Here is a 20,506-nt window from a genome sequence, read left to right as displayed (position 1 = left end):
GTGGTCGCCGTGACGCAGACGGTGCTCGCTGCCGAGGAGGAGTCGTGATGAGCGACCAAAGGCCCTTGGCCGGGGCCGACGGTCCCTGTCAGGGAACCGCCCCGCAGAGCGACGCTGGAGCCATGGCTGAAGTAATCAAGGGGACCAGGAACCTCGTCCTGGCAGGAGTCGACGGCACCGAGGCCGGGATCGCTGCCGCCCGCTACGCCGCCGCGGAGGCGGTCCGATCCAACTCCGCGTTGCACCTGGTCTACGTGGTCGACCCGTACGCGCCGCCGCTGCCGACCTGGCCGCCGGCCCACACCGACCCCGACTCGCGGATGGGCAAGCTCGGCCGCGCGATCCTCGCCGAGGCGGAGGAGGCGGTGGCCAACAGCGGCGCGGTCGTGAGCACGTACCTGCTGCTGGGGAAGCCGTCTGCGGTGCTGGCCCAAGAGGCGGCCAAGGCCCGCCTCCTGGTGCTCGGCGACCAGCCGCGGAAGCGGTTCGACCGGATCATCACCTCCTCGATCATCGGCCCGGTCGCGGCCCACTCGCCGGTGCCCATGGTCGTCGTCCCGGCCGCCTGGCCGCGCGAGGGCTCGCCCCACGAGATCGTCGTGGGGGTCCACGACGCGGCCACATCCATCGCTCTCGTACGCCGGGGGCTGGAGGTGGCGGCCGCGCGTGGCGCGGCGCTGCGCCTCCTGCACGCGTGGCACACCTTCGGGGCCTACCAGGACTACCTCACCGTCGGGAGCGAGGAGCACCAGTGGACGGAGCGGGCCGAGCGGGAGCTCGACGGCGTCCTCGAGGCGGCTCGTGCCGAGTGCGGACCGGAGGCGGCAGCGGTCGAGGCCCACATCGAGGTGGTGCACGCCCAGACGGCCTTCGCCCTGGTGGAGGCATCCCGCCGTGCCGAGCTGCTGATCCTGGGCCGCGCCCGCCACTTCCTCGACTTCGGACAGCTGGGCGGCACCGCCCGCGCGGTGCTCCGTGAGAGCACCTGTCCGGTCGAGATCGACCCGCACGTGGCCCCGGCGTTCGAGGGGGGCGCCGGGGCCACGGACGGCCCCACCACAGCGAACAACCGGTCGGCCGGAGCCGGACGACGGTGACGAAGGAGACGACGATGTACCTCGCAGCCCGATGGTTCCCCGGTCACCTGACCCAGATGGACCGCGCCGAGTGCCTGGACCTGCTGGACCGCAACGAGGTCGGCCGGGTCGCCTTCGGCGACCCGGCCGGGCCACTGGTCCTGCCGGTCAACCACGTCATGGTGGGTGAGCGGATCGTCTTCCGCACCGCTCCGCGCACCGTGATCTCCAACCACGTCGGCACCGGGTCGGTGTCCTATCAGATCGACGAGTTCGACACCTACACCTCCTCGGGCTGGAGCGTGCTGGCCCGGGGGACCGCGGAGTTCGTCGACGGCGTCTGGCTCAAGGCGCACGACGTCGAGCCCGAGCCGTGGACCAACGGACAGCGGACCCTGTTCGTGTGCATCACGCCGACCGAGATCACCGGCCGGCGCGTCGTGCCGACCTGAGCACGTGGCAGACGAGTAGAGCCGAAGGAGTCGAGATGACGTACGCAGCGATCCCCGAGGGCGCCGTCCTGGTCGGCGTCGAGAACTGGCCGGAGGCGACCGAGAGCGTGTCCTGGGCGGCCGAGCAGGCGTTTCGGGACGGGCGAGACATGTGCCTGTTCCACGTCGTCTCCGCCGCGACCCTGGACACCCCGCCAGAGTTCCGGGCGGGAGCTCCCTCCGAGCCCGAGCAGGACTACGGCGCGACCGTGCTGGCGAGCGCCAGCCGTTACGCCAACCGTCGTCTCGACGAGCTCTCCCGGGCTCCCGGTTTCGTTGGCTACCGGCGTCCGGAGGTGAGCGTGGAGCTGGAGGCCGGGTCCGTGGCACGTGTGCTGGATGCCGCCTCCGCCCATGCCTCGTTGCTGGTGCTCGGGTCGCGGGGGAGAGGCCCGATCCGCAGCCGGATCCTCGGCTCGGTCAGCAGGTCGACCGTCAAGGACGCGCGCTGTCCGGTGGTCGTGCTGCGTCCCGGTGGCGGGGGAGTGGGCCGAGGCGTGCTCGTCGGCATCGACGGGACCGGTGACTCGATCCCCGCCCTCGAGTTCGCCTTCGACCAGGCGGCCCAGCGCAACCTGCCGGTCACGGTGCTGTACTGCTACCACGCCGGCGGCTCGGACGGCACGGACGACGACCGGGCCCTGGTCGCGGAGTGCGTCGCCGGGCTCCGGGAGCGCTACCCGGACCTGCACCCGCGCGTCCGGATCCACTCCGGAAGCCTCGCCCACGTGCTCGCCGAGCAGTCCCGGACTATGCACATGGTCGTGACCAGCGGTCCCGGTGGGGCCGCCGGCCACCTCCTGGACCATGCGCACAGCGTGGTCGCGGTGGTGCCGTCCGCCTACTCCCGCGACTCGCGCGCCGACACGCCTCCGGCAACCGCCGTCTGAGCGCGTCGGTCCGAAGCCTGCGCGGCGAGGGCGCGGCGGAGCCGGGCGACGTGGCCGGGGCTGTCGATGCCGACGGCCCCGACCTCGTGCCCGTCGCGCCGGTAGACGATGAACCCGGGCTCGCGCTCCTCCTCGTCGGCCGCCGTCGTCTCCCCGACGACCTGGATCCGGCGACCGTGCCAGGTCGACCAGGCGAAGGGGACCGAGGCGAAGACCTCGCCGGCCCCGGCGGCGTTCGCGCCCGCCAGCCGGCCCTGCTCGCCGGCGGCGGTCCAGTGCTCGTGGCGCTCGCCGGCGACGCACGCCACGTCGCCCGCGGCCCAGACCCCGGGAGCGCTCGTCGCCAGCGTGCGGTCGCAGAGAACACCGCCGGTGCGTACGTCCAGGGCGACGTTGCTGCCGGCGAGCCACGCCGTCGCCGGGCGGGCGCCGATGCCCAGGATGACGGCATCGGCGGTCAAGGTCTCGCCGGTGCTCAGCTCGATCGCGTCGACGCCGCGGTCGGAGGTGCGTACGCCGGACACGGTGGTCCTGGTGAGCAGCCGGACGCCGGCCTCGGCATGCAGCTCCATCAGCCGCCCGGCCGCACGCGGGCCGACCGCCCGCTCCAGCGGGCGGCTGCTCGCCTCCAGGACGGTGACCTCGACGCCGCGGGCGCGGGCCGCCGAGGCGATCTCGGAGCCGATGAACCCGGCCCCGACGATCATCACCCGTCGCGAGCGGGCCAGGGAGTCGCGTACCTCGAGCGCGTCGTCGTAGCGACGGAGCACGTGGACACCGGGGAGACCGGACAGCCCGGGAAGCGTCGTCGCGGTGCTGCCGGTGGCGATGACGAGCGCGTCGTAGCCGAGCTCCCCGGCGCTGGTGGCCACCGTGCGGCGCTCGGCGTCGAGGCCGTGGACCTGCACCCCGGCGAGATGCTGGACCCGCAGCTCCTCGATCACCTCGCTCGACCGTAGCACCGGCACGGCGGGCTGCTCCTCGCCGGAGAGCGCCGCCTTGGACAGGGGTGGCCGGTCGTAGGGCGGGTGCGGCTCGTCGCCGACGATCGTGATCGGTCCGGTCCACCCGGCTTGACGTGCGCCCTCGACCGCACGGAGCCCGGCCAGGCCGGCGCCGACGACCAGGAGATGACGGTCGTGGTCAGCGGACATGCTCACTCCTTCAGGCGGAGCGCGGAGACCGGGCAGGAGTCGACGGCGGCTCGGACGTACCCGCGGTCGGACTCCGGCACCTCGGTGGTCAGGACGTCGACCAGTCCGTCGTCGCCGATCTGGAAGTAGTTGTCGGCCTGGGCCTCGCACATCCCGATGCCCTCGCAGATCGTCTTGTCGGCTTCGATGGCACTCACAGCGTGGACTCCTTCAGCGGGATGAAATCGACCTTCTCGCGTACGCCGCAGTCAGGGCAGCACCAGTCGTCGGGGATGTCTCGCCAGGCGGTGCCGGCGGCGAAGCCCTCCAGCTCGTTGCCGGCCGCGACCTCGTAGACGTAGCCGCATCCCGGGCACCGGCCGGCGGCGACCTCGTCGTCGAAGGTCTGCCGGGTGACGTCGTCGATCGCCGCGATCTCCTCACGCGCGGGATCGGCGGGAGGTGGGAACTTCGCGAGCAGCTTGTCGAGCCGGCCGGGACGTACGTTGGCCAGCCGGACGTCGCCGTCGAAGTGGGCGACCACGCGCTTGTCCATCACCCGGCGCCACAACGGCGGGACCAGGGCCAGGACGATCATCCCGGCGTAGCCGGTCGGCAGGACCGGGGACTCCCGGTAGTCACGCAGCGTCTGGTAGCGCCGGGTCGGGTTGGCATGGTGGTCGCTGTGCCGCTGCAGGTGGTAGAGGAGCACGTTGGTGGCGATGTTGTTGGAGTTCCACGAATGCATCGGCAGCACCCGCTCGTAGCGTCCGGAGGTGGTCTTCTGTCGCAGCATCCCGTAGTGCTCCAGGTAGTTGACGATCTCCAGCAGGGAGAACCCGATGACGGCCTGGAGGACCAGGTAGGGCAGGATCCCGACGCCCAGCCAGAGCGTCATCGCGGTCCACAGGGCCACGCTCATCAGCCACGCGTTGAGGACGTCGTTGCCGAGGTGGAACGGGTGGGTGCCCTTGCGCCGGTAGCGCTTCGCCTCCAGCCCCCAGGCGCTCTCGAGCGACCCGAGCACGGTGCGGAACCAGAAGCCGTAGAGGGTCTCGCCCATCCGGGAGGAGGCCGGGTCCTCCGGTGTCGCGACGCGTACGTGGTGGCCGCGGTTGTGCTCGATGTAGAAGTGTCCGTAGAAGCTCTGCGCGAGCGCGATCTTGGACAGCCAGCGCTCGTGGCTCTCCTTCTTGTGGCCGAGCTCGTGGGCGGTGTTGATGCCGATGCCGCCGATGAACCCGATGGTGAGGGCCAGGCCGATCTTGTGCGCCAGCGGCCAGTCCTGGGTCGCGATCAGGTACATCGCGAAGGCGAACCCGGCGTACTGGATCGGAAGGAACGCGAAGGTGATGTAGCGGTAGTACCTGTCCTCCTCGAGCTCCTCGATGATGTCGTCGGGCGGGTTGGAGCGGTCCAGGCCCGCCGCGAAGTCGATGGCCGGGACGACGAGGAGGACGACGATCGGCCCCGTCCACAAGAAGGCGCCCCACCCGGTCAGGACGTAGCCACCGACGGCGATGAAGGCGAACGACGGGACCACGAGGCCGAGGAGCCACAGATAGCGCTTCCGGTCTCGCCACCTCTCGGTGGAGCCCCTGTCGACGGTGCCGCTGGCGCCGAGTGTCATCTGATGCCTCCTGTGATGCCGGTTACGTCCTTGTCAGAATGGACGTAGGCAACCGCCGGAGTCTTTGGCGGATCAGGCCGAATCGCTCACGAATTACTGTGCATTTTCACAGTCGTGTTCGCGAGGAAGACGTCGTGGTAGTCGAGCGCCAGCAGCAGGTCGCCGGCCCGTTCGCGCAACGGGCGCCCGAGGAGCCGCTCGGCCTGCGCCACGCGGTAGCGGATGGTGTTCTTGTGGACGCCGAGCCGTTCGGCGAGCCTGTCCGCCGTCTCTGCCGAGGTGAGCACCTCGCGCACGGTCTCGCGAAGCCGGCGCTGGGAAGGGTCGGCCAGACCGCGCAGGGTCGTGCGGGCGAACCGCTCGGCGGCGTCGGGGTCGTGCGAGACGAGAACCAGGGCGGCCACGTCGTCGTAGAACGTCACCGGTTCCCGGCGCCCTGGCGCCAGGGCGACCCGCTGGGCTGCCTGCGCGTCCAGATGCGCCGCGACGAAGCCGCCGAGGCCGCTTCCGCCGACGCCCATCGTCACCCGGACGGCCCTCGGGTCGATCCCGGTGTCGGTCACGGCGTCCGGCCGTTCGCCCGCCGCCAGCCAGGCCCACATGTCCCTACCGCCGGGTCGGACCAGCACCGACCGGACATGGCCGGCGCGGCGGGTCACCGCGGTGAGGGCCGGCTCGAGCTGCTCGATGGAGTCGGCGGTGAGGGCGTGCGCGACCAGGGCGACGTGGCCGGGGATGTTGATCGGATGGCCGGCCAGTGCCGCGGACAGCTCGGCGGGGGAGACGCTCCGGGTGTCCAGCGCCTCCGAGACCACCTCGAAGCGACGGGCGTCCCCACGCTGCCGGATCCGGTTCGTCTCGGTCTGATGGATCAGCACGGACTGCTCGACCGAGGAGCCGAACCAGGCGTTGGCCTTCGTCCAGAACCAGACCAGCAGAGCCTCGTGGTCGAGGTCGTCAGGTGCCTGCCGGACGACCTGCACCGCGAAGTCCCAGCTCGCCTCCTGCGCTCGCTGATAGACCTTCAGCAGCAGTGGGAGGCCGATATGACGACGGGCGGCCTCGAGTGCCACGGCCTGCGCCGACGGGACCAGCTCGAACGGAGCCTCCGGCACGGTGATGCGGTCGAGGAAGGCGTACCAGTGCTGCTCGACGGCCTCCAGGATCAGCGGTCTGAGATCGGCGACGTCGACCTCGCCGTCGGCCAGGATCGCGTCTGCGGTCGCCGCGGCCCAGCGGGCCACCTCCTCGGGTCGGCGCTGCTGGTCGGCGAACGCCGCCAACCAGGCACTGATCTCGGTCATCGCCTCCACCCCTCTCGCCCACGCGGGCTTCGGGCAGTTTACAAAGGTCGGCGCCGTGTCTGTGGCTCGGAGACGACGCTCAGATGTCCATCCGCAGCACCGCGCCGGGCCACGGCTCGGCCTGCCCGGTGTCGACGGTGAACCGTCGCTCGAGGGTGAACCCGAACCGCTCGTAGACGCCGATCAGCGCCTCGTCGTCACCTGCGTAGCAGTCGAGCCTCATCTGCTCCACACCTTGCTGTCGCGCGATCTCGACGGCGTCGTCGACCAGCACCCGGCCGATCCCGGAGCCGCTCCGCTCCCGGTCGGTCACCAGAAGCTGCAGGTAGAGCTCGGGGATCGGCGCGGGCTCGACGTACGGCAGTGGCTCCTCGGCCAGCACGCAGACCCCGACGACCACTCCGTCCTCCTCCGCGATCCGGGCGATGCGCTCGGACAGCATCTGCCGGATCTGCTCGACCCGGGCCTCGACCGAGGAGAACGGCTTCGCGCCCCACTGCCCGGTGCGGCCCTGCGAGGCGAGCCAGGCGACGGCGGCGTCGAGGAGGCTCATGGCGGCGGGGAGGTCGCTGACGGACCCGTCTCTGAGGTGCATGGACGGAACCTGTCACGACCGGATTCGCCTGTCGAACGCTTTCAGGCGTGTCGCGGGCGAGAGGAATGCGTGGTCATCCGTCGAAGCGGCGCGAAACCCGGTAGGAAGGAACCACCACACGGTCTTCTTGCCTGGGAGGAGAGCTCTTGACGGTGAACCCGTCCGCGTCGACGACGAGCTGGCAGGAGGCGCTGGTGGCGACGGCGGTGGCGTCGTGGAGCGGTCTACGGGACGCGGCGCGCCACTCGCCGCGATGGTTGCTGGTGGCGGTCGGGTTCGGCGTCGTCGACGCGCTCCTCCCAGCCGCGCAGGTGTGGCTGCTGGCCCGGACCGTGCTCGCCCTCGGGCGGGAGGGTGATGTGGGTGGCACGGTCGTCGCTCCGCTGACCGGACTGATCCTCGTGCTCGCGGTCAGCGACCCGATCGGTCAGGTCGCCTCGACCGCGGCGATCCGGATCAGATACCAGCTCGAATACCACTACACCAACGAGCTCGCTCACGCCGCGGGGCGCCTACGTCCGGCCCAGCTCGCCGACCCGGCGATCGTGGTCGCGCTCGAGGCGGCGCGGAAGGGTGGTACGTACCTGACCTGGATGCCGCGAGACGCGCTCGCGGCGGCAGGCACGCTGATCACCGCGGTGGGACTGTGCGTCACCGTTTCCTCGATGAACGTCCTCGCTGGACTGTTCGTGATGGCGGCGATGGGCCCCACCATCGTGGTTCACGCGTATGTCGCCCGGCACGAGACGAAGCACTGGCCCGAGTACGCCAAGGCCTCCCGCTACGCCGGCTACGCGACCGAGCAACTCATCCAACAGCGCTCGGGCACGGAGCTCGCGGTCGCAGGAACGGGGGAGAAGGTCGCCGGGATCGCTTCCGTGCATGCGTTGCGTGCGCTGCGGGTCATCGAGCGGATCCATGACATCGAGCTTCGCTGGCAGCTTGTTGGCGCCGGCCTCACCGGCCTGCTCGTCGCGGGCGCAGTCCTGTCGATGGTGACCGCCGACCTACCGGGCGGTCTGACCGCCGCTGCGGTCGCGGGTGTGCTCTCCGGGCTCGCGGCCGTGAGGTCGGCGAGCTACTCCTTCGGTGGCCTGATCTCGGCGAGCCCGCACTCACGGTTCTACCGCGACGCCCTCGAGCTGGCCTCGGCCGAGGACGCGGCGGACGTGGTCGCCTCCGTCGGCCGCCTGGATGTACGCGATCTCACCGTCACCTACCCCGGCGGCAGGCGTCCGGCCGTCGTCGATGCCGACCTGCACGCCGTACGCGGCGAGATCATCGCCCTCGTCGGCGTCAACGGTGCTGGCAAGACGACCACGATCAACGCGATCCTCGGTGCCCTGGCGCCCGACTCCGGCGAGGTGCTCATCGATGGCGTCGACGTGCTCACCATGAGCGAGCGACAGCGGCTGGCGCACTTCGGCCTGCTCACCCAGGAGTTCGGCCGCTACGAGTTCACCGTCCGCGAGACCGTCGGCCTGGGGGATCCGCGCCCGGAGATCCCTGAGCCCGACCTGGACCGGGCGCTGCGTACGGCTCTGGCGGCGGACCTGGTCAGAGACCTGCCGGGCCAGGCCGACAGCCAGCTCGGTGCCCAGTGGGAGGGCGTCGGCCTCTCCGGTGGCCAGTGGCAGCGCCTCGCCCTGGCGCGGGTCGCCCTGCGCCGGGCAGGGATCTGGATCCTCGACGAGCCGACCAGCGCCATCGACGCCGAGGCCGAGCGCGAGGTCTTCGCGCAGCTCCAGGCCACCCGCGAGGACCGGATCACCATCGTCGTCTCCCACCGCGCCTGGACCCTGCGCGGCATGGACCGGATCTACGTGTTCGACAACGGTCGCATCGTGCAGTGCGGCACCTACGACGAGCTCCTCGCCTCACCCGGCCGCTTCGCCGAGATCTTCGCCGACCAGGTCTAGGAAACACCGCCGTGGGTGCCGAGCATCGGATTCGCCGTGCCTCCGCGTCGCGACGAGTTCGCGGAGGCACGGCGGAGGTGTTCGCCGGGCGATCCTCAGGCCTCGGCCCGGAGCCTCCCACCGATGGCGTGATCGATGCTGGCGCGGCCGGGACCGGCCACGGCGAGGGCGATGGCGATGGCCGAGACGACCGCGACCAGCTCCCAGCCACCCTGGTCGACGAACACGCCGGAGCTGCGGTGGGCGAACCAGAAGGCGCCGATCATGTCGATGACGACGAGGGCGGCGGCGACGGGGGTGAGCAGGCCCAGCAGTAGCAGCGCACCCCCGGCGAGCTCGACGAGAGCGGCGAAGGTCGCGGCCGCCTGGGCGGCCGGGACACCCATCGCCTCGAAGGACTGCGCGGTCCCGTCGAGCGTGTAGGTGGCGAACTTCTGCCAGCCGTGGGCGATCAGGACGCTGCCGACGAGGAGCCGGGCGGCGAGCAGGCCCAGGTCGGTGGCGGGAGCAGGGAGCGACTGTCCGAGTTTCATGATGTTCCTTCTGTCGTTGTGCAGGGTGTTCAGGCGTGAGGTACGCGGGCGGCGACCCACGAGGCGAGCTCGTGGAGCGCGGCGGCGGTGATGCCGTGCCCACCGGGATCGCGGTGCGCCACGGTCGGCGCGCCCGACTCCTCGAGCAGGTAGCGCCAGGTGCGGTCCAGCAGCTCGCGCGGGATGACGTGGTCGGCGTCGCCCTGGGCGACCATCACCGGCAGGTCGCAGAGACGATCGGCCTCGACGGGCACGTCGGCGTCGAACGGAAGCGTGCCGTGGAGGACGGCGACGCCGGCGAAGCGGCCGGGCTCCTGGAGGGCCAGCCCGCCCGCGAAGGCGGCGCCGCCGCTGAAGCCGACGAGGACGACCGGACGGCCCTGTGGCGCGACGTCGTCGAGCCACTCCCGGAACCAGTTCATGGTCTCCGCCAGGGAGGCGGCGACGGGGCGGCCGATCCCGCGGTTGGCGAACCAGGCGTACCCGCTGCCCTCGGCGATCGGGGCCCGCACGGCCACATAGGCCGGACCTTCAGGAAGGTGCTCGGCCAGCTCGATGATCTCGCGCTCGTGGGAGCCGCGGCCGTGCAGCAGGACGACCAGGGGTGCCTCGGGATCGGTGCTGCCGTGGGTCGCGGTGTGCACCGGGGCGCTCATCGCTCCTCCGTGCGGTTCAGCTCGGCGGCCGTACGGACTCCGCTCCAGCGGGCTACGTCCTTGGCCAGGTCGAGCCGGTCGACGGGCGCGGCGTTCTCGAAGTCGCCCCAGTCGGCCCGCGGCAGCATCCACATCACCTCGAACTCGTTGCCGTCGGGGTCGGCGCCGTAGACGCTCTTGGTGGCGCCGTGGCTGGACTCTCCGGTGAAGGCGCCGAGCTCGGCCAGGGTCATCCGCGCCTGCTCCAGCTCGTCGATCGTGTCGACCTGCCAGGCGAGGTGGTAGAGACCGATGGAGCCGCGCGGGCGCGGCGGCTGGGCGCCGACCCCGAACAGTCCGAGGTCGTGGTGGTTGCCCGACCGGCGCAGCCGCAGGAACGCGGCGTTCGCACGCGGCTCGCGAGCCATGACCGTCATCCCGAAGGCAGCCTCGTAGAACGCGATGCTGCGCTCGAGATCGGCCACGAACAGGACGGCGTGGTTGAGACGTACCGGGTTGACGCTCATCGTGGACTCCTCGGACGGAAAGTTGTATCTACAACAAAACTCTCACGAAATAGTTGTAGCGTCAAGTTGTTGGTTGTAGCGACAAGTGGGCGGGCTACCATGAACCTGTGGACGATGTCTGGCTGGATGACGACGAGATGGCCGCCTGGCTGCGGCTGATCGCGATCGTGGAGCTGCTCCCCGGCGTGCTCGACTCCCAGCTGCGGCGAGATGCCGGCCTGACCCACTTCGAGTACTTCGTCCTGGCGGTGCTCTCCGAGGCCGACGACCGGACGTTGCGGATGACTGCTCTGGCCCACCGCACCAACTCGACCCTGGCGCGGCTCTCCCATGTGGTGCGCCGGCTCGAGGAGCGGGGCCTGGTGGAGAGGTTTCCGTGTCCGGAGGACGCGCGTGCGACGAATGCCCGGCTCACTGCCGCCGGCTGGGACGCCGTGGTCGCGGCCGCGCCCGGCCACGTCGCCAACGTACGCAGCCACGTGCTCGACGGGCTGACCGCGGAGCAGGTCCGGCAGCTGACGGAGGTCGGCGACGCCCTGCTCGCCCGCCTCGACCCGAAGGGCAAGATGACGGCCCTGTATCGGCCCGAGGAGTCGTAGGCGCTGCGGCCCCCCTCCTGGACGGGATGGTCGTCTCCCTTGACATGAAACCAAATGGTTTCCTATTGTGGAGTTGTGGAACAGGTGTTTCGAGCTCTTGGTGACCCGACTCGGCGGGCGCTGCTCGATGCCTTGCTCCAGGAGGACGGGCAGACGCTGTCCTCGCTGGTGAGCCGTCATTCCATGACTCGCCCCGCGGTCGCCAAGCACCTGGCGATCCTGGAGGACGCGGGCCTGGTCGTCGTCGCTCGCAGGGGACGCGAGAAGCACCACTTCCTCAACGTGGTGCCGATCCGCGAGATCCATGACCGCTGGGTGACGAAATACACCGAGACCTGGGCGAGTGGCCTCGCCGAGCTGAAACGAGACCTGGAGCGCACGATGGAGAAAGTCTTCGAGATCTACATCCGCACAACGCCGGAGCGACTGTGGGAGGCGATCACCGACCCACAGATCCGCGCGAAGTACCACTTCGGTGCGGGCGTCCATTCCGACTGGACCCCTGGCTCCGGCTTCACCATGGTGCACCCCGGCGCGGACAAACCGCTCGCCGAGGGCGAGAACGTCGTCGTCGAGCCGCCCACGCGCCTGGTGCAATCGATGCGCACGCTCTGGTCCGACGCGGCCGAGGAGCAAGGCACCACCCGGGTGACCTGGGAGATCGAGCCCGTGGGCGACTCCTGCCGCCTCACCGTCACCCACGACCAGCTGCGCGGCGACGCGCCCCCGGAGCTCTACGGCGGCTGGCCGATGATCCTTTCCGGCCTCAAGACGTGGCTGGAGACAGGGGAGACCCTGACCACCCCGGGATCGCAGATGTACGGCCCCAGCTGACCCGCTACCGACGTCATCGACCGAGAGGAAACCTGATGAGCACCATCACCGATATCCGCACCGTCGGCATCACCACCGCCGACCAGGACAAGGCCCTCGCCTTCTACCGCGACACCCTGGGCTTCGACGTAGGACTCGACGTCGACGGCCCGACCCGCTGGATCGAGGTCGCACCCGCCTGCGGCGGTGTCTCGCTCGCTCTCGAGGCCGGCGAACGCCCGGCCGGGGAGATCAGCGAGACCGGAATCCGCTTCAACGTCCCCGACGCGGCCGCTGAGCGCGACGCACTCGGCTCCGGTGGCGTGAACGTCGGGGAGCTGCTGACGTGGCCGGGCGTGCCGCCCATGTTCACCTTCGACGATCCCGACGGGAACCGCTTCGTGATCATCGAGCAGACCAACGGGGAGGCGTGATGAGCACCCCGATCGACAAGACCTTCACCGCGACCCTGACTCGGAGCGAGGCGAAGGGCGGCTGGACCTACGTGGTGACCGACTGGACCGCCGACTTCTTCGGCACCCGTGGGCTCGTCAGGGTCGCCGGGACGATCGACGCGCACCCTTTCGAGGCCTCGTTCATGGCTCTGGGCGACGGCACCCACAAGCTGCCGCTCAAGGCCGAGCTCCGCGAGGCGCTCGGCAAGTCCGCCGGCGACGCCGTCACCATCCACCTCACCGAACGTCGCTGAGATCGCTCTGGCTCAGGTAGCCCGCGGTGAGTGCGACCATCTCCTCGAGCACGGCCTCGCGCGGGTAGGGCGGTCGGTCGAGCACCCAGCGCAGCGCGATGTTCTCCATGGCCACCACCAGCACCCACGCGGTGAGCTGCGCGTCGGGGCGGGTCCTCGGGACCGCCCCGGCGTGCAGATAGGCGGCGGTGAGGTCGCGTACGCGGGTGAGGAGTGCCGCGTGGCGGTCCCGGTTGCGGGACGCGGGGAGCTCTTCGGTCAGGACGCGCAGGAGGGTCGGGTCCTGCTCCAGCCCGGCGAGGAGCGCGTCGGCGACCGACCGGATCGCCGGTGTGCCGACGGCGTCCGCCTGGAGCGCGAGCGCTGAGGCGGTGCGCTCGGAGACGTCCTCCCAGTAGCGGCCGATCACGATGTCGAGGATCGAGGCCTTGTCGGAGAAGTACTGGTAGAGCGACCCGGGGCTGATCCCCGCGGCGGCCGCGACCCGGTTGGTCGAGAACGCCTCGTAGCCGTCATCGACCAGGACCTGGCGTCCGGCCGCCAGGATGCGCTCGACCGTCGCTTTCGAGCGCGCCTGGGTGGGTGTCTTGCGCATGTCGTAACCGTAGGTGGAACGCGAATTGAAAGCGAGCTCTAGCTCGCATCACGCTGGAGACATGACCACACTCGCGACGCAGGGCACCCAACCCACCGGATTCCCCACACGTTTTCGTGAAGGTGAGGCGCGCGGGCGCCGTCTCGGGCGGCCGTTGCGCCTCCTGGGGCGCATCGACGAGGTCGACGAGGAGCTGATGGAGCGGATCGGGCGAGCCTTCTGCGAGCGGGACGAGGCCGGCGCGCGGCTGGCGGAGGCGATCCGGATGCGAGCCGGGACCGTCGGCAAGGTCACGATGAACCAGCTGCGTACGGCCCTGGAGAACGGTGTCGCCGCGGTGGAATCCCCGCCTCCGGCGCTCGCCGAGTTCTTCGCGCAGGTCGAGGCGACCCCCGAGTGGGTCGACTGGGACCTCGTCGACGAGGGCGGCCGGGTGTTCACGCGACTCGGCCAGAACGCGGCCGACGTGCTCCTGCAGCTCTCGCTGATCAGCGGCTACCGGTTCGGCGGCCCGCCGGACCTGCTCGTGGCCACCGGTGGCCTGACCGGCAGCACCACCCGCCGGCGCCTGGCCGAGACCCAGCACTGGGCGGTGAGCCTCCGCCGGTCCGGTGCGCTGCGACCGCCGGAGCCGGGATCGGGTTCGAGATCGGGGGAGGCGTGGCGGCTCACGGTGCACGTACGGGCCATGCATGCGCTGGTCAACGCCGGGTTCGAGCAACGGTGGGACACCGCTCGGTGGGGGCTGCCGATCAACCAGGCCGACCAGGCGGCCACGCTCGGCCTGTTCGACGGGGTGCTCATCATCGGGTGCCGCGCGCTGGGCGTGCCGATCTCCGGGCGGGACGCGCGGGCGCTGATGCATCTGTGGAAGTACGTCGGCTGGCTGATGGGCGTCGAGGAGGACTTCCTCGTCGACGACGAGTGGGAGCGGCACCGGATCAACTACCACGTGCTGCTCTCCCAGGCGGAGATCTCCGAGGCCGGACCGCAGCTGGCGCGGGCGGCGGTCGAGGCCCAGCGCGAGCGTCGCTACCCAGGCTGGCCGGGATCGTTGCGGCGGCTGCGGGGCTGGTACGAGGCGGAGCGGCTGCTCTCGATGCTGACCGTCTTCCTCGGGCCCAGGTCGATGCACGAGCTCGGTCTGCCGACGAGACCGCCCTGGGCGCACGCGTACGTGGTGCCGCTGAACCTGGTCAGGTATCGGATCCTCGGGCGGACCGCGAAGGGTCGGACTCGCCTGGAGAGGCGAGGGGATCGCAACGCCGAGACGCTGCTGGCCGGCTACTTCGGCGGCGAGCGAGCAGCGGTCGGCAACCTGCCGGAGTGAACGGCTCAGTCGCGGGTGGTGCCGGGAGGGCTGAGGGCGGCCTGCAGGGTGCCGTCGATCAGGGCGGCGGCGTCGGCAGCCTTCACCTCGCCCCGATAGACGGCACCGGACGCGGCGTGGAGCACGCTCTGGAGCAGCGTCAGCTGCCACTCGAGCGGTTGGTCGCTGCGGAAGCTGCCGTCTCGGCGGCCACGCTCCATGAGCGGCTTCCAGCGGTCGACCAGCCCGATGTGGACCTGCTGGAACCGCTCGTGGGGCATGCTCTGCTCGGCCGCGACGATGAGCGCGCCGTACTGCTGGGTCAGCCCCCAGGACGCCTCGAGGAGCCGGGTCAGGGCCGCGCGCGGATCACCGTCGAGATCGACGGCGGCGAGCGCCTCGTCGGAGTGCTGGATCGCGCGCTCGACGACCTGGGTCACCAGCGTGGCCCGGGACTCGAAGTGGCCGTAGAGGGTCACCCGCCCGACGCCCGCCGCCTTCGCGATCTCGGCCACGCTCACGTCTGGGTCGCGCGCGAGGCAGGCCGTCGCCGCATCCATGATCGACTCGATGTTCTTGCGCGCGTCGGCGCGCTTCAGGGTCGTCATCGGCCAGTACCTTCCGCGAGATGATGAACATCAGAGTACAGGTTAGGCCTCCTGGGTTCGCATCACGTCCCGCTGGGCGTGCGCGTGGTGGGCATGGCCTCCGGGTAGAGCGCCGTCGTCCCGACGAGCATCGCGATGATGATCGGCAGACATTGGAGCGCGAAGGTGAGCGCGCGACCTCGGTCGGCAGGTTTGTCGTCATGACGCGGCCTCCTGGTGGGTCTCGAGGGTTGCGGAAGGCCGGCCGGGGATGAGCGCTCCGGCGAGGACGGCGGCGAGCGCCGCGATCACGGCCGCGACCAGGTAGGCCCTCTCGAAGCCGGCGGTCGTGCCCTCGACGAGGCTGGCCGCGGCGACGCCCGACATCACCGCTGCGCCCAGCGAGGCGCCGAGCTCGTGGAAGGTGCTCAGGACGCCGGAGGCCACGCCGGCGAGATGAGGTTCGACCTGGCCCAGCGCGGTGGCCGAGGCGACCACGAAGAGGGAGCCCAGGCCGGCCGAGCCGATGCTGACCGCGATCACGGTCGTGAGGGTGCTCATGCTGATCGCGGGTACGACGAGGCCGGCGCCGGCGATCAGCAGCCCGACGACGCCGAGGGGGCGCGCGCCGACACGACCGATGAACCTGCCGGCCAGCTGTGCGCCGAGCATCGTCGCCGCGGCGACGGGCAGGAACAGCAGCCCGGTCGTCAGGGGGCCGTGTCCGGCGGAGCTCTGCAGGTAGAACGTACCGAGGAAGAACACCGCCACCATCAGTGCGGTCGCGACGAACAGCACGAACGTGCCGGACAGGACCGGTCGCCGCGAGACCAGCGCCGGGTCGATCAGCGGGTGTCGCGTACGCCTCAGCCAGCCGGCCAGCAGGACGTAGCCGACGACGCCGGCGAGGACGAGTCCGGCCGTGCGGGACGACGTCCAGCCGCCGTCGCCGGCCTCGATGAAGCCGAGGATCAGGAGCCCGGTGGCGACGGTGACGATCAGCGCGCCGACGAGGTCGAGACGTACGTTGCCTCCCCATGCGGGCAGCGGCGGGAGCAGTCGGGCCAGCAGGACCACGACGACCACGCCGACGGGTACGTTGATCAGGAACACCCACTCCCAGCCCGGTCCGGCGGTCAGGGCTCCGCCGAGGAGCACGCCGATCGCCGCGCCGCCGGCGCCCAGCGCCGACCAGATCCCGAGTGCGCGGTTGCGCTCGTCACCGTCGAAGAGCCGAACCAGGGTCGACAGTGCGGCGGGGGAGAGCATCGCTGCCCCGACCCCCTGAGCGACCCGGCCGCCGATCGCCAGCTCCGCGCTGGTGGCGAGGCCCGTGGCCAGGGAGGCCACGGTGAACACGGTCAACCCCGCCAGCACGACCGGCTTCGGGCCGAACAGGTCGGCGGACCGGCCGCCGAGCAGCATCAGGCCGCCGAAGGCGAGCGTGTATGCGCTCACCACCCAGGTCAGCGCGTCGCGCCCGAGCCCGAGGTCGGCGCCCATGTGCGGCAGCGCGATCGCCACCACCGTGACGTCGAGGATGAGCATGAACTGGGCCAGTCCCAGCAGCCCGAGCAGCCGCCATCGGCGAGGGTCTGCGGGCTGCTCCGTGGTGGGGTCGTAAGTCGTTTCGGTCATCGGGTCTCCTCGGCTAACATGAACATTGCTGTTCGAGATTATCTCGAACAGTGCTGTTCGACAAACGGAATCACGACTGCAGGAGACTCATGGACTCGACAACGACCGCTCTGGCTGCGCCGGCTTTCCTGAAACGCCCGATCTGGGGACACTGGCCGGCCGCGCTCGGGTTCGCGGCGGCGACCTTCCAGATCGTGACGGGGGTGGCGACCGAAGCCGTCGCCCTCACCGTCGCCGTCGCCGCGAGCTGCTACCTGGCCGCGGCCGCCTTCGGGCTGCGCTGGATCGCCTGGGTGAGCATCCTCGCCGGCTCGATCGTGGCCGTCCTGAGCGAGCTGGCCGGCGCTCCGTGGTGGCTCGGCCTCGCGGTCTTGGCCGCGGTCCTCGTCGTGATCGGTCTGCTGCGGCGAACTCCCGTCCGGTGGCTCTCCGCCGAGGTGCTCGCCATGGTCGGGTTCGGCGGACTCGCGGTCGCAGCCGTGCTGATCTCGCCTCGACTCGGCCTGGCTCTGGCAGGTGTCGCGCTCGCCAGCCATGCGGCCTGGGACTATCTCCACTGGCGCCGCGACGCGGTGGTTCCGCGGTCCATGGCCGAGTTCTGCATCGCCCTGGACGTCCTCTTCGGTGCGGCCGCCATCACGCTGGCGATCATCGGATGACGGCCTGAGTGGCGTTCGGCACGCTGGGCGGCCGAGTCCTTACCTGGCCGTTACCCGCCCTCAACGGCGCAGTCATCGCTGCCGGGCATGCTGGATACCGAGGATCCTTCAGTCCCTGCAGCTCCAGTGAAGGAGGCGAAGATGGCAGTCGAAACACGCCCCGCTCGGGACACCGACGTCCCGCTCACGGCCCACCGTGAGACTCGCATGGCTCGATTCATCCGCTGGGCGGACGACTACACGATGTGGGCGTTCAACCCGCCGGCCGCGCTGGCCGTGGGTGCGTCCCCGACCCGCAGACAGGGGGCGCCGCTGCCGGTGGATGCCGATGTCGACGACCCGGTGGCCGTCCTCCGTGACCTGGAGCGCCTGCGCTGCACCGTCGACAAGCGCCTCGAGGACCTGCACGAGGAGAGTGCCCAGGCGGTCCGGTTGCTGCGGCGTCGCGGCTGGTCGTTCGGCCGGATCGCGGCGGAGACGGGCATCAGCAACGTACGGGTGGCGCAGCTCGCCCGTGCATCGCTCGGTCGGGGGCGGTGAGGCGCTGGGCCGGCGCGGGGATGCCCACGGCTCGGCGCATGAGAGTCGGCCAGGCCTCCTGGTCGACCGCGAGCCAGGGCCTGGTGGCGACGTCTCGGGGAGTTGCGTCCACGATCGAGCGGACCTCGCGGTTGAGATGTGGCTGATCGGCGTATCCCGCCCGAACCGCTGCCTCGGCGGGCGGGGTGCCCATGGCGAGGAACCTCGCGGCGCGGTCGAAGCGTACGAGTCGGGCGGCCTGCTTGGGGGAGAGTCCGACCTGGGCGCGGAAACGGGACCAGAGCCGCTGGCGAGACCAGCCCGTCTCCTCGGCGAGGGTGTGGATGTCGGGTCGGCCGTGTCGAAGGTGGATCTGCTCCCAGACATACTCGACCTCGCGGTCGACCGTGCGACGGACATCGAGGCGGCCGGCGAGGAAGCGGAACGTCAGTGCGAACCGCTCCTCCCACGAGCTCGTGCCTCGCAGATCGGCGCTGAGTCGCCTCGCCGCAGGCCCGAGGACGTCCTGGAGGCCGGTGACGGTGCCGACGAGCGCTGAGGTGTTCAGGATCTGGGCGGCGAGAACCGGCGACAACCGCACCTGGAGGCACTCGCCGGCGTCCGAGCCGGTGATCGACAACTTGTCGGGCAGCAGCCCGATCGCGGCGTCGCCCGGCGCACGTGGTCCTGTGCCGTCGTGGACGGCCCAGTCGTGGTCGCCGAGGTCGAAGAGCAGCGTGACCGCCGGGTGGGCGACCATCTCGAGGTCGACACGATCGGTGCCGCGATAGCGGAACCCGGCCATGTGGACGCCCGGGATCGACGTGGCGAAGCGCGACCCGCGGGGTGTGGCGACATCCACCTGCGACCAGTCCATGGCTTCAGGCTAGAGCTGCGGGCAAGGCCGACATTCGTTCAAGACGACCTGTCGATCCGTGGGAGATCGTCGGAGCATGACTTCCTACGAGACCCCGACCGTCCACGGTGTCCACCTCGTCCACGACGGACCGGCGACGGCGCCACCTCTGCTGCTCATCCACGGCTCCGGCGCCAGCGGGTCGACCTGGGAGCCGATGGTTCCGGCGCTCGCGGAGCGGTTCCATGTGCTCCGGATCGACCTGCCGGGTTGCGGCAGGTCGCGTACGGCGGCGACCTATGCCGTTCCTGATCAGGCCGATCGGGTCACGGCCGTGCTGGACGAGCTCGGCCTCGAGAAGGTGGCGGTCGTCGGCCACTCCAGCGGCGGGTACGTTGCCACTGCGCTGGCCGAGCGACGACCGGACCTGGTGGGTCCGCTGGTGCTGATCAGCACCGGACCGACCATGGAGGCGCTGCGTCCGGAGCCTGCTCTGGTCAAGCTGCTCACCGGGGCCGTGCTCGGTGCGGTGATCTGGCCGCTGCGCACCGACGCGCTGCTCCGGAAGGGAGTCGCCGCCACCGCCGCGAAGCCCGTGACGATCAGCGACGAAGCCGTCGAGGACCTGAGGCGCACGTCGTTCAAGACGTTCCGGGCGATCATGCGGGCGAACCGCGCCTACCTCGCCGAGCAGAGCATCCCCGAGCGGCTGAACCGGATCGGGCGGCAGCCTCTCGTGATCTTCGGGGACGCCGACCCGCGGTGGGATCCGGCGTCCGCGCAGGCGTACGACACGGTGTCGGGCAGCCGCGTCGCCTACCTCGCGGGCGTCGGGCACGTCGCCATGCTCGAGGCACCGGCCGAGACGGCCCAGCTGCTGCTCGAGGTCCTCGGCTGAGCTCGGCGCCTCTATGCGGTCTCGCGAGGCAGCACGCCCGGACCTTCGCGGAGCTCGAAGACGAGCTGCGTCTCGGTCTGTCGTACGACCCGGTGAACGGTCACGTGCTGCAGCACGAAGTCACGCAGCGCCTCGGCGTCCTCGACGGCGACGTGGAGGTGGAAGTCGTCCGCGCCGGCGACGTGGAAGGCCTGCATCACGCCAGGCGTGGTGGCCAGGTCGTCGTAGAGCTTCTCGACGTGCTCCTTGCTGTGGCTGCCGAGCCGGACCTTGATCACGGCCTGCAGCGGGTAGCCGAGGGAGCGGACGTCGACGTCGAGGCGGCGGCCGGCGATCACGCCGCTCTCGCGCAGCGCCCGCAGCCGGTAGGCGCAGGTCGACTCGGCGAGGCCGAGACGCGCCGCGAGCGCCTTGTTGGTGAGCTCGGGATTGTCGCCGAGCTCGCTCAGGATGCGCCGGTCGACGGAGTCGAGGGACGGTTGCACGTTCGCCAATTTGGACACCCTTGATCGCTGGTTGCATTGCTCGAATGGAGCGGATTCGAAGATTCTTCGGGATCTTCAGCAAGAGATCTGGCTCGATCTTGTGATT

The 20,506-nt window shown here is 70.7% G+C and carries 25 protein-coding genes; 12 read left to right on the top strand and 13 right to left on the bottom strand.

Annotated features, from left to right (window positions below; all coding sequences use genetic code 11):
* The first annotated feature begins 122 nt into the window (after positions 1-122).
* From ACFVDI_RS19800 to ACFVDI_RS19790, 3 genes are read left to right on the top strand one after another with little or no spacing between them, the layout of a single operon-like run.
* Positions 123-1,097 carry a universal stress protein gene (locus ACFVDI_RS19800; RefSeq protein WP_378908686.1) on the top strand — a complete coding sequence of 325 codons (975 nt, stop codon included), beginning with the start codon at positions 123-125 and terminating at the stop codon, positions 1,095-1,097.
* Positions 1,098-1,111: 14 nt separating this feature from the next.
* Positions 1,112-1,528 (top strand): pyridoxamine 5'-phosphate oxidase family protein, encoded by a 417-nt coding sequence (locus tag ACFVDI_RS19795; protein ID WP_378908682.1) that lies wholly within the window; start codon positions 1,112-1,114, stop codon positions 1,526-1,528.
* Positions 1,529-1,563: 35 nt separating this feature from the next.
* The gene (locus ACFVDI_RS19790) at positions 1,564-2,457 is read left to right on the top strand and encodes a universal stress protein (RefSeq protein ID WP_378908679.1); all 894 of its coding nucleotides are present in this window, start codon (positions 1,564-1,566) and stop codon (positions 2,455-2,457) included.
* Here ACFVDI_RS19790 and ACFVDI_RS19785 read toward each other — a convergent pair.
* The 5 genes from ACFVDI_RS19785 to ACFVDI_RS19765 all read right to left on the bottom strand — a co-directional run bounded on the left by ACFVDI_RS19785 (position 2,409) and on the right by ACFVDI_RS19765 (position 7,119).
* Complete coding sequence (locus ACFVDI_RS19785) at positions 2,409-3,611, bottom strand: NAD(P)/FAD-dependent oxidoreductase (RefSeq protein ID WP_378908675.1); 1,203 nt, start codon at positions 3,609-3,611, stop codon at positions 2,409-2,411. The two genes, ACFVDI_RS19790 and ACFVDI_RS19785, sit on opposite strands and share 49 nt — an antisense overlap.
* A 2-nt stretch (positions 3,612-3,613) precedes the next feature.
* Positions 3,614-3,808 carry a ferredoxin gene (locus ACFVDI_RS19780; protein WP_378908672.1) on the bottom strand — a complete coding sequence of 65 codons (195 nt, stop codon included), beginning with the start codon at positions 3,806-3,808 and terminating at the stop codon, positions 3,614-3,616.
* Positions 3,805-5,220: a fatty acid desaturase gene (locus ACFVDI_RS19775; protein WP_378908667.1), complete on the bottom strand. Its 1,416-nt coding sequence runs from the start codon at positions 5,218-5,220 to the stop codon at positions 3,805-3,807. Before ACFVDI_RS19775 ends, ACFVDI_RS19780 begins: the two co-directional genes overlap by 4 nt.
* A gap of 86 nt (positions 5,221-5,306) precedes the next feature.
* Positions 5,307-6,524 carry a helix-turn-helix domain-containing protein gene (locus tag ACFVDI_RS19770; RefSeq protein ID WP_378908662.1) on the bottom strand — a complete coding sequence of 406 codons (1,218 nt, stop codon included), beginning with the start codon at positions 6,522-6,524 and terminating at the stop codon, positions 5,307-5,309.
* 79 nt (positions 6,525-6,603) lie between these two features.
* Positions 6,604-7,119, bottom strand: a complete 516-nt coding sequence (locus ACFVDI_RS19765; RefSeq protein ID WP_378908657.1) for a GNAT family N-acetyltransferase — start codon at positions 7,117-7,119, stop codon at positions 6,604-6,606.
* A 152-nt stretch (positions 7,120-7,271) separates the two neighbouring features.
* Here ACFVDI_RS19765 and ACFVDI_RS19760 point away from each other — a divergent pair, with 152 nt between their 5' ends.
* Positions 7,272-9,038 (top strand): ABC transporter ATP-binding protein, encoded by a 1,767-nt coding sequence (locus tag ACFVDI_RS19760; RefSeq protein WP_378908691.1) that lies wholly within the window; start codon positions 7,272-7,274, stop codon positions 9,036-9,038.
* A 95-nt stretch (positions 9,039-9,133) separates the two neighbouring features.
* Here the strand turns inward: ACFVDI_RS19760 and ACFVDI_RS19755 are convergent, their stop codons facing one another.
* From ACFVDI_RS19755 to ACFVDI_RS19745, 3 genes are read right to left on the bottom strand one after another with little or no spacing between them, the layout of a single operon-like run.
* Positions 9,134-9,571: a DoxX family protein gene (locus ACFVDI_RS19755; protein ID WP_378908652.1), complete on the bottom strand. Its 438-nt coding sequence runs from the start codon at positions 9,569-9,571 to the stop codon at positions 9,134-9,136.
* 29 nt (positions 9,572-9,600) lie between these two features.
* Positions 9,601-10,227 carry an alpha/beta hydrolase gene (locus tag ACFVDI_RS19750; protein WP_378908649.1) on the bottom strand — a complete coding sequence of 209 codons (627 nt, stop codon included), beginning with the start codon at positions 10,225-10,227 and terminating at the stop codon, positions 9,601-9,603.
* Positions 10,224-10,733: a VOC family protein gene (locus ACFVDI_RS19745; protein ID WP_378908647.1), complete on the bottom strand. Its 510-nt coding sequence runs from the start codon at positions 10,731-10,733 to the stop codon at positions 10,224-10,226. The genes ACFVDI_RS19750 and ACFVDI_RS19745 overlap by 4 nt, the downstream gene beginning before the upstream one ends.
* 107 nt (positions 10,734-10,840) lie before the next feature.
* Here ACFVDI_RS19745 and ACFVDI_RS19740 point away from each other — a divergent pair, with 107 nt between their 5' ends.
* The 4 genes from ACFVDI_RS19740 to ACFVDI_RS19725 all read left to right on the top strand — a co-directional run bounded on the left by ACFVDI_RS19740 (position 10,841) and on the right by ACFVDI_RS19725 (position 12,854).
* The gene (locus ACFVDI_RS19740; protein WP_378908643.1) at positions 10,841-11,332 is read left to right on the top strand and encodes a MarR family winged helix-turn-helix transcriptional regulator; all 492 of its coding nucleotides are present in this window, start codon (positions 10,841-10,843) and stop codon (positions 11,330-11,332) included.
* 75 nt (positions 11,333-11,407) lie between these two features.
* On the top strand, positions 11,408-12,166 hold the full coding sequence (locus ACFVDI_RS19735) for an ArsR/SmtB family transcription factor (protein ID WP_378908638.1): 759 nt from the start codon (positions 11,408-11,410) through the stop codon (positions 12,164-12,166).
* 35 nt (positions 12,167-12,201) lie between these two features.
* Positions 12,202-12,579 (top strand): VOC family protein, encoded by a 378-nt coding sequence (locus tag ACFVDI_RS19730; protein ID WP_378908634.1) that lies wholly within the window; start codon positions 12,202-12,204, stop codon positions 12,577-12,579.
* Positions 12,579-12,854, top strand: coding sequence for a DUF1905 domain-containing protein (locus ACFVDI_RS19725; protein ID WP_378908631.1), 276 nt, complete (start codon positions 12,579-12,581; stop codon positions 12,852-12,854). Before ACFVDI_RS19730 ends, ACFVDI_RS19725 begins: the two co-directional genes overlap by 1 nt.
* On the opposite strand, the gene ACFVDI_RS19720 is transcribed toward ACFVDI_RS19725, so the two are convergent.
* Complete coding sequence (locus ACFVDI_RS19720; RefSeq protein WP_378908628.1) at positions 12,838-13,449, bottom strand: TetR/AcrR family transcriptional regulator; 612 nt, start codon at positions 13,447-13,449, stop codon at positions 12,838-12,840. The two genes, ACFVDI_RS19725 and ACFVDI_RS19720, sit on opposite strands and share 17 nt — an antisense overlap.
* 61 nt (positions 13,450-13,510) lie before the next feature.
* Here ACFVDI_RS19720 and ACFVDI_RS19715 point away from each other — a divergent pair, with 61 nt between their 5' ends.
* Positions 13,511-14,779: an oxygenase MpaB family protein gene (locus ACFVDI_RS19715; RefSeq protein WP_378908625.1), complete on the top strand. Its 1,269-nt coding sequence runs from the start codon at positions 13,511-13,513 to the stop codon at positions 14,777-14,779.
* Between the two features lie 5 nt (positions 14,780-14,784).
* Here the strand turns inward: ACFVDI_RS19715 and ACFVDI_RS19710 are convergent, their stop codons facing one another.
* A complete protein-coding gene (locus tag ACFVDI_RS19710) occupies positions 14,785-15,366 on the bottom strand; it encodes a TetR/AcrR family transcriptional regulator (protein ID WP_378908622.1) in 582 nt (193 codons plus the stop codon).
* A gap of 198 nt (positions 15,367-15,564) precedes the next feature.
* On the bottom strand, positions 15,565-16,983 hold the full coding sequence (locus ACFVDI_RS19705) for an MFS transporter (protein WP_378908619.1): 1,419 nt from the start codon (positions 16,981-16,983) through the stop codon (positions 15,565-15,567).
* An 89-nt stretch (positions 16,984-17,072) separates the two neighbouring features.
* On the opposite strand from ACFVDI_RS19705, the gene ACFVDI_RS19700 reads away from it, so the two are divergent.
* Both ACFVDI_RS19700 and ACFVDI_RS19695 read left to right on the top strand, forming a co-directional pair.
* A complete protein-coding gene (locus tag ACFVDI_RS19700; protein ID WP_378908614.1) occupies positions 17,073-17,642 on the top strand; it encodes a hypothetical protein in 570 nt (189 codons plus the stop codon).
* 141 nt (positions 17,643-17,783) lie between these two features.
* Positions 17,784-18,182, top strand: a complete 399-nt coding sequence (locus ACFVDI_RS19695; RefSeq protein ID WP_378908611.1) for a hypothetical protein — start codon at positions 17,784-17,786, stop codon at positions 18,180-18,182.
* On the opposite strand, the gene ACFVDI_RS19690 is transcribed toward ACFVDI_RS19695, so the two are convergent.
* Positions 18,127-19,038: a helix-turn-helix domain-containing protein gene (locus tag ACFVDI_RS19690; protein WP_378908606.1), complete on the bottom strand. Its 912-nt coding sequence runs from the start codon at positions 19,036-19,038 to the stop codon at positions 18,127-18,129. The two genes, ACFVDI_RS19695 and ACFVDI_RS19690, sit on opposite strands and share 56 nt — an antisense overlap.
* Before the next feature lie 76 nt (positions 19,039-19,114).
* Here ACFVDI_RS19690 and ACFVDI_RS19685 point away from each other — a divergent pair, with 76 nt between their 5' ends.
* Positions 19,115-19,915, top strand: a complete 801-nt coding sequence (locus ACFVDI_RS19685) for an alpha/beta fold hydrolase (protein ID WP_378908601.1) — start codon at positions 19,115-19,117, stop codon at positions 19,913-19,915.
* Between the two features lie 11 nt (positions 19,916-19,926).
* On the opposite strand, the gene ACFVDI_RS19680 is transcribed toward ACFVDI_RS19685, so the two are convergent.
* Positions 19,927-20,400, bottom strand: a complete 474-nt coding sequence (locus tag ACFVDI_RS19680) for an Lrp/AsnC family transcriptional regulator (RefSeq protein ID WP_378908596.1) — start codon at positions 20,398-20,400, stop codon at positions 19,927-19,929.
* Positions 20,401-20,506: the final 106 nt, after the last annotated feature.

The organism is Nocardioides sp. NPDC057767 (assembly GCF_042798275.1).
Lineage (GTDB): Bacteria > Actinomycetota > Actinomycetes > Propionibacteriales > Nocardioidaceae > Nocardioides.
Note: the sequence above shows the minus strand (reverse complement) of the source record. Positions and strands in the feature narration are given on the sequence as shown.

Bases quoted from the DNA above. Each gene is read 5' to 3' on its own strand.
- ACFVDI_RS19730 (WP_378908634.1), top strand. From the start codon at position 12,202: ATGAGCACCATCACCGATATCCGCACCGTCGGCATCACCACCGCCGAC.
- ACFVDI_RS19755 (WP_378908652.1), bottom strand. From the start codon at position 9,571: ATGAAACTCGGACAGTCGCTCCCTGCTCCCGCCACCGACCTGGGCCTG.
- ACFVDI_RS19700 (WP_378908614.1), top strand. From the start codon at position 17,073: ATGGACTCGACAACGACCGCTCTGGCTGCGCCGGCTTTCCTGAAACGC.
- ACFVDI_RS19800 (WP_378908686.1), top strand. From the start codon at position 123: ATGGCTGAAGTAATCAAGGGGACCAGGAACCTCGTCCTGGCAGGAGTC.
- ACFVDI_RS19705 (WP_378908619.1), bottom strand. From the start codon at position 16,983: ATGACCGAAACGACTTACGACCCCACCACGGAGCAGCCCGCAGACCCT.
- ACFVDI_RS19790 (WP_378908679.1), top strand. From the start codon at position 1,564: ATGACGTACGCAGCGATCCCCGAGGGCGCCGTCCTGGTCGGCGTCGAG.
- ACFVDI_RS19725 (WP_378908631.1), top strand. From the start codon at position 12,579: ATGAGCACCCCGATCGACAAGACCTTCACCGCGACCCTGACTCGGAGC.
- ACFVDI_RS19765 (WP_378908657.1), bottom strand. From the start codon at position 7,119: ATGCACCTCAGAGACGGGTCCGTCAGCGACCTCCCCGCCGCCATGAGC.
- ACFVDI_RS19715 (WP_378908625.1), top strand. From the start codon at position 13,511: ATGACCACACTCGCGACGCAGGGCACCCAACCCACCGGATTCCCCACA.
- ACFVDI_RS19775 (WP_378908667.1), bottom strand. From the start codon at position 5,220: ATGACACTCGGCGCCAGCGGCACCGTCGACAGGGGCTCCACCGAGAGG.
- ACFVDI_RS19785 (WP_378908675.1), bottom strand. From the start codon at position 3,611: ATGTCCGCTGACCACGACCGTCATCTCCTGGTCGTCGGCGCCGGCCTG.
- ACFVDI_RS19695 (WP_378908611.1), top strand. From the start codon at position 17,784: ATGGCAGTCGAAACACGCCCCGCTCGGGACACCGACGTCCCGCTCACG.
- ACFVDI_RS19750 (WP_378908649.1), bottom strand. From the start codon at position 10,227: ATGAGCGCCCCGGTGCACACCGCGACCCACGGCAGCACCGATCCCGAG.
- ACFVDI_RS19690 (WP_378908606.1), bottom strand. From the start codon at position 19,038: ATGGACTGGTCGCAGGTGGATGTCGCCACACCCCGCGGGTCGCGCTTC.
- ACFVDI_RS19795 (WP_378908682.1), top strand. From the start codon at position 1,112: ATGTACCTCGCAGCCCGATGGTTCCCCGGTCACCTGACCCAGATGGAC.
- ACFVDI_RS19710 (WP_378908622.1), bottom strand. From the start codon at position 15,366: ATGACGACCCTGAAGCGCGCCGACGCGCGCAAGAACATCGAGTCGATC.
- ACFVDI_RS19745 (WP_378908647.1), bottom strand. From the start codon at position 10,733: ATGAGCGTCAACCCGGTACGTCTCAACCACGCCGTCCTGTTCGTGGCC.
- ACFVDI_RS19720 (WP_378908628.1), bottom strand. From the start codon at position 13,449: ATGCGCAAGACACCCACCCAGGCGCGCTCGAAAGCGACGGTCGAGCGC.
- ACFVDI_RS19685 (WP_378908601.1), top strand. From the start codon at position 19,115: ATGACTTCCTACGAGACCCCGACCGTCCACGGTGTCCACCTCGTCCAC.
- ACFVDI_RS19770 (WP_378908662.1), bottom strand. From the start codon at position 6,524: ATGACCGAGATCAGTGCCTGGTTGGCGGCGTTCGCCGACCAGCAGCGC.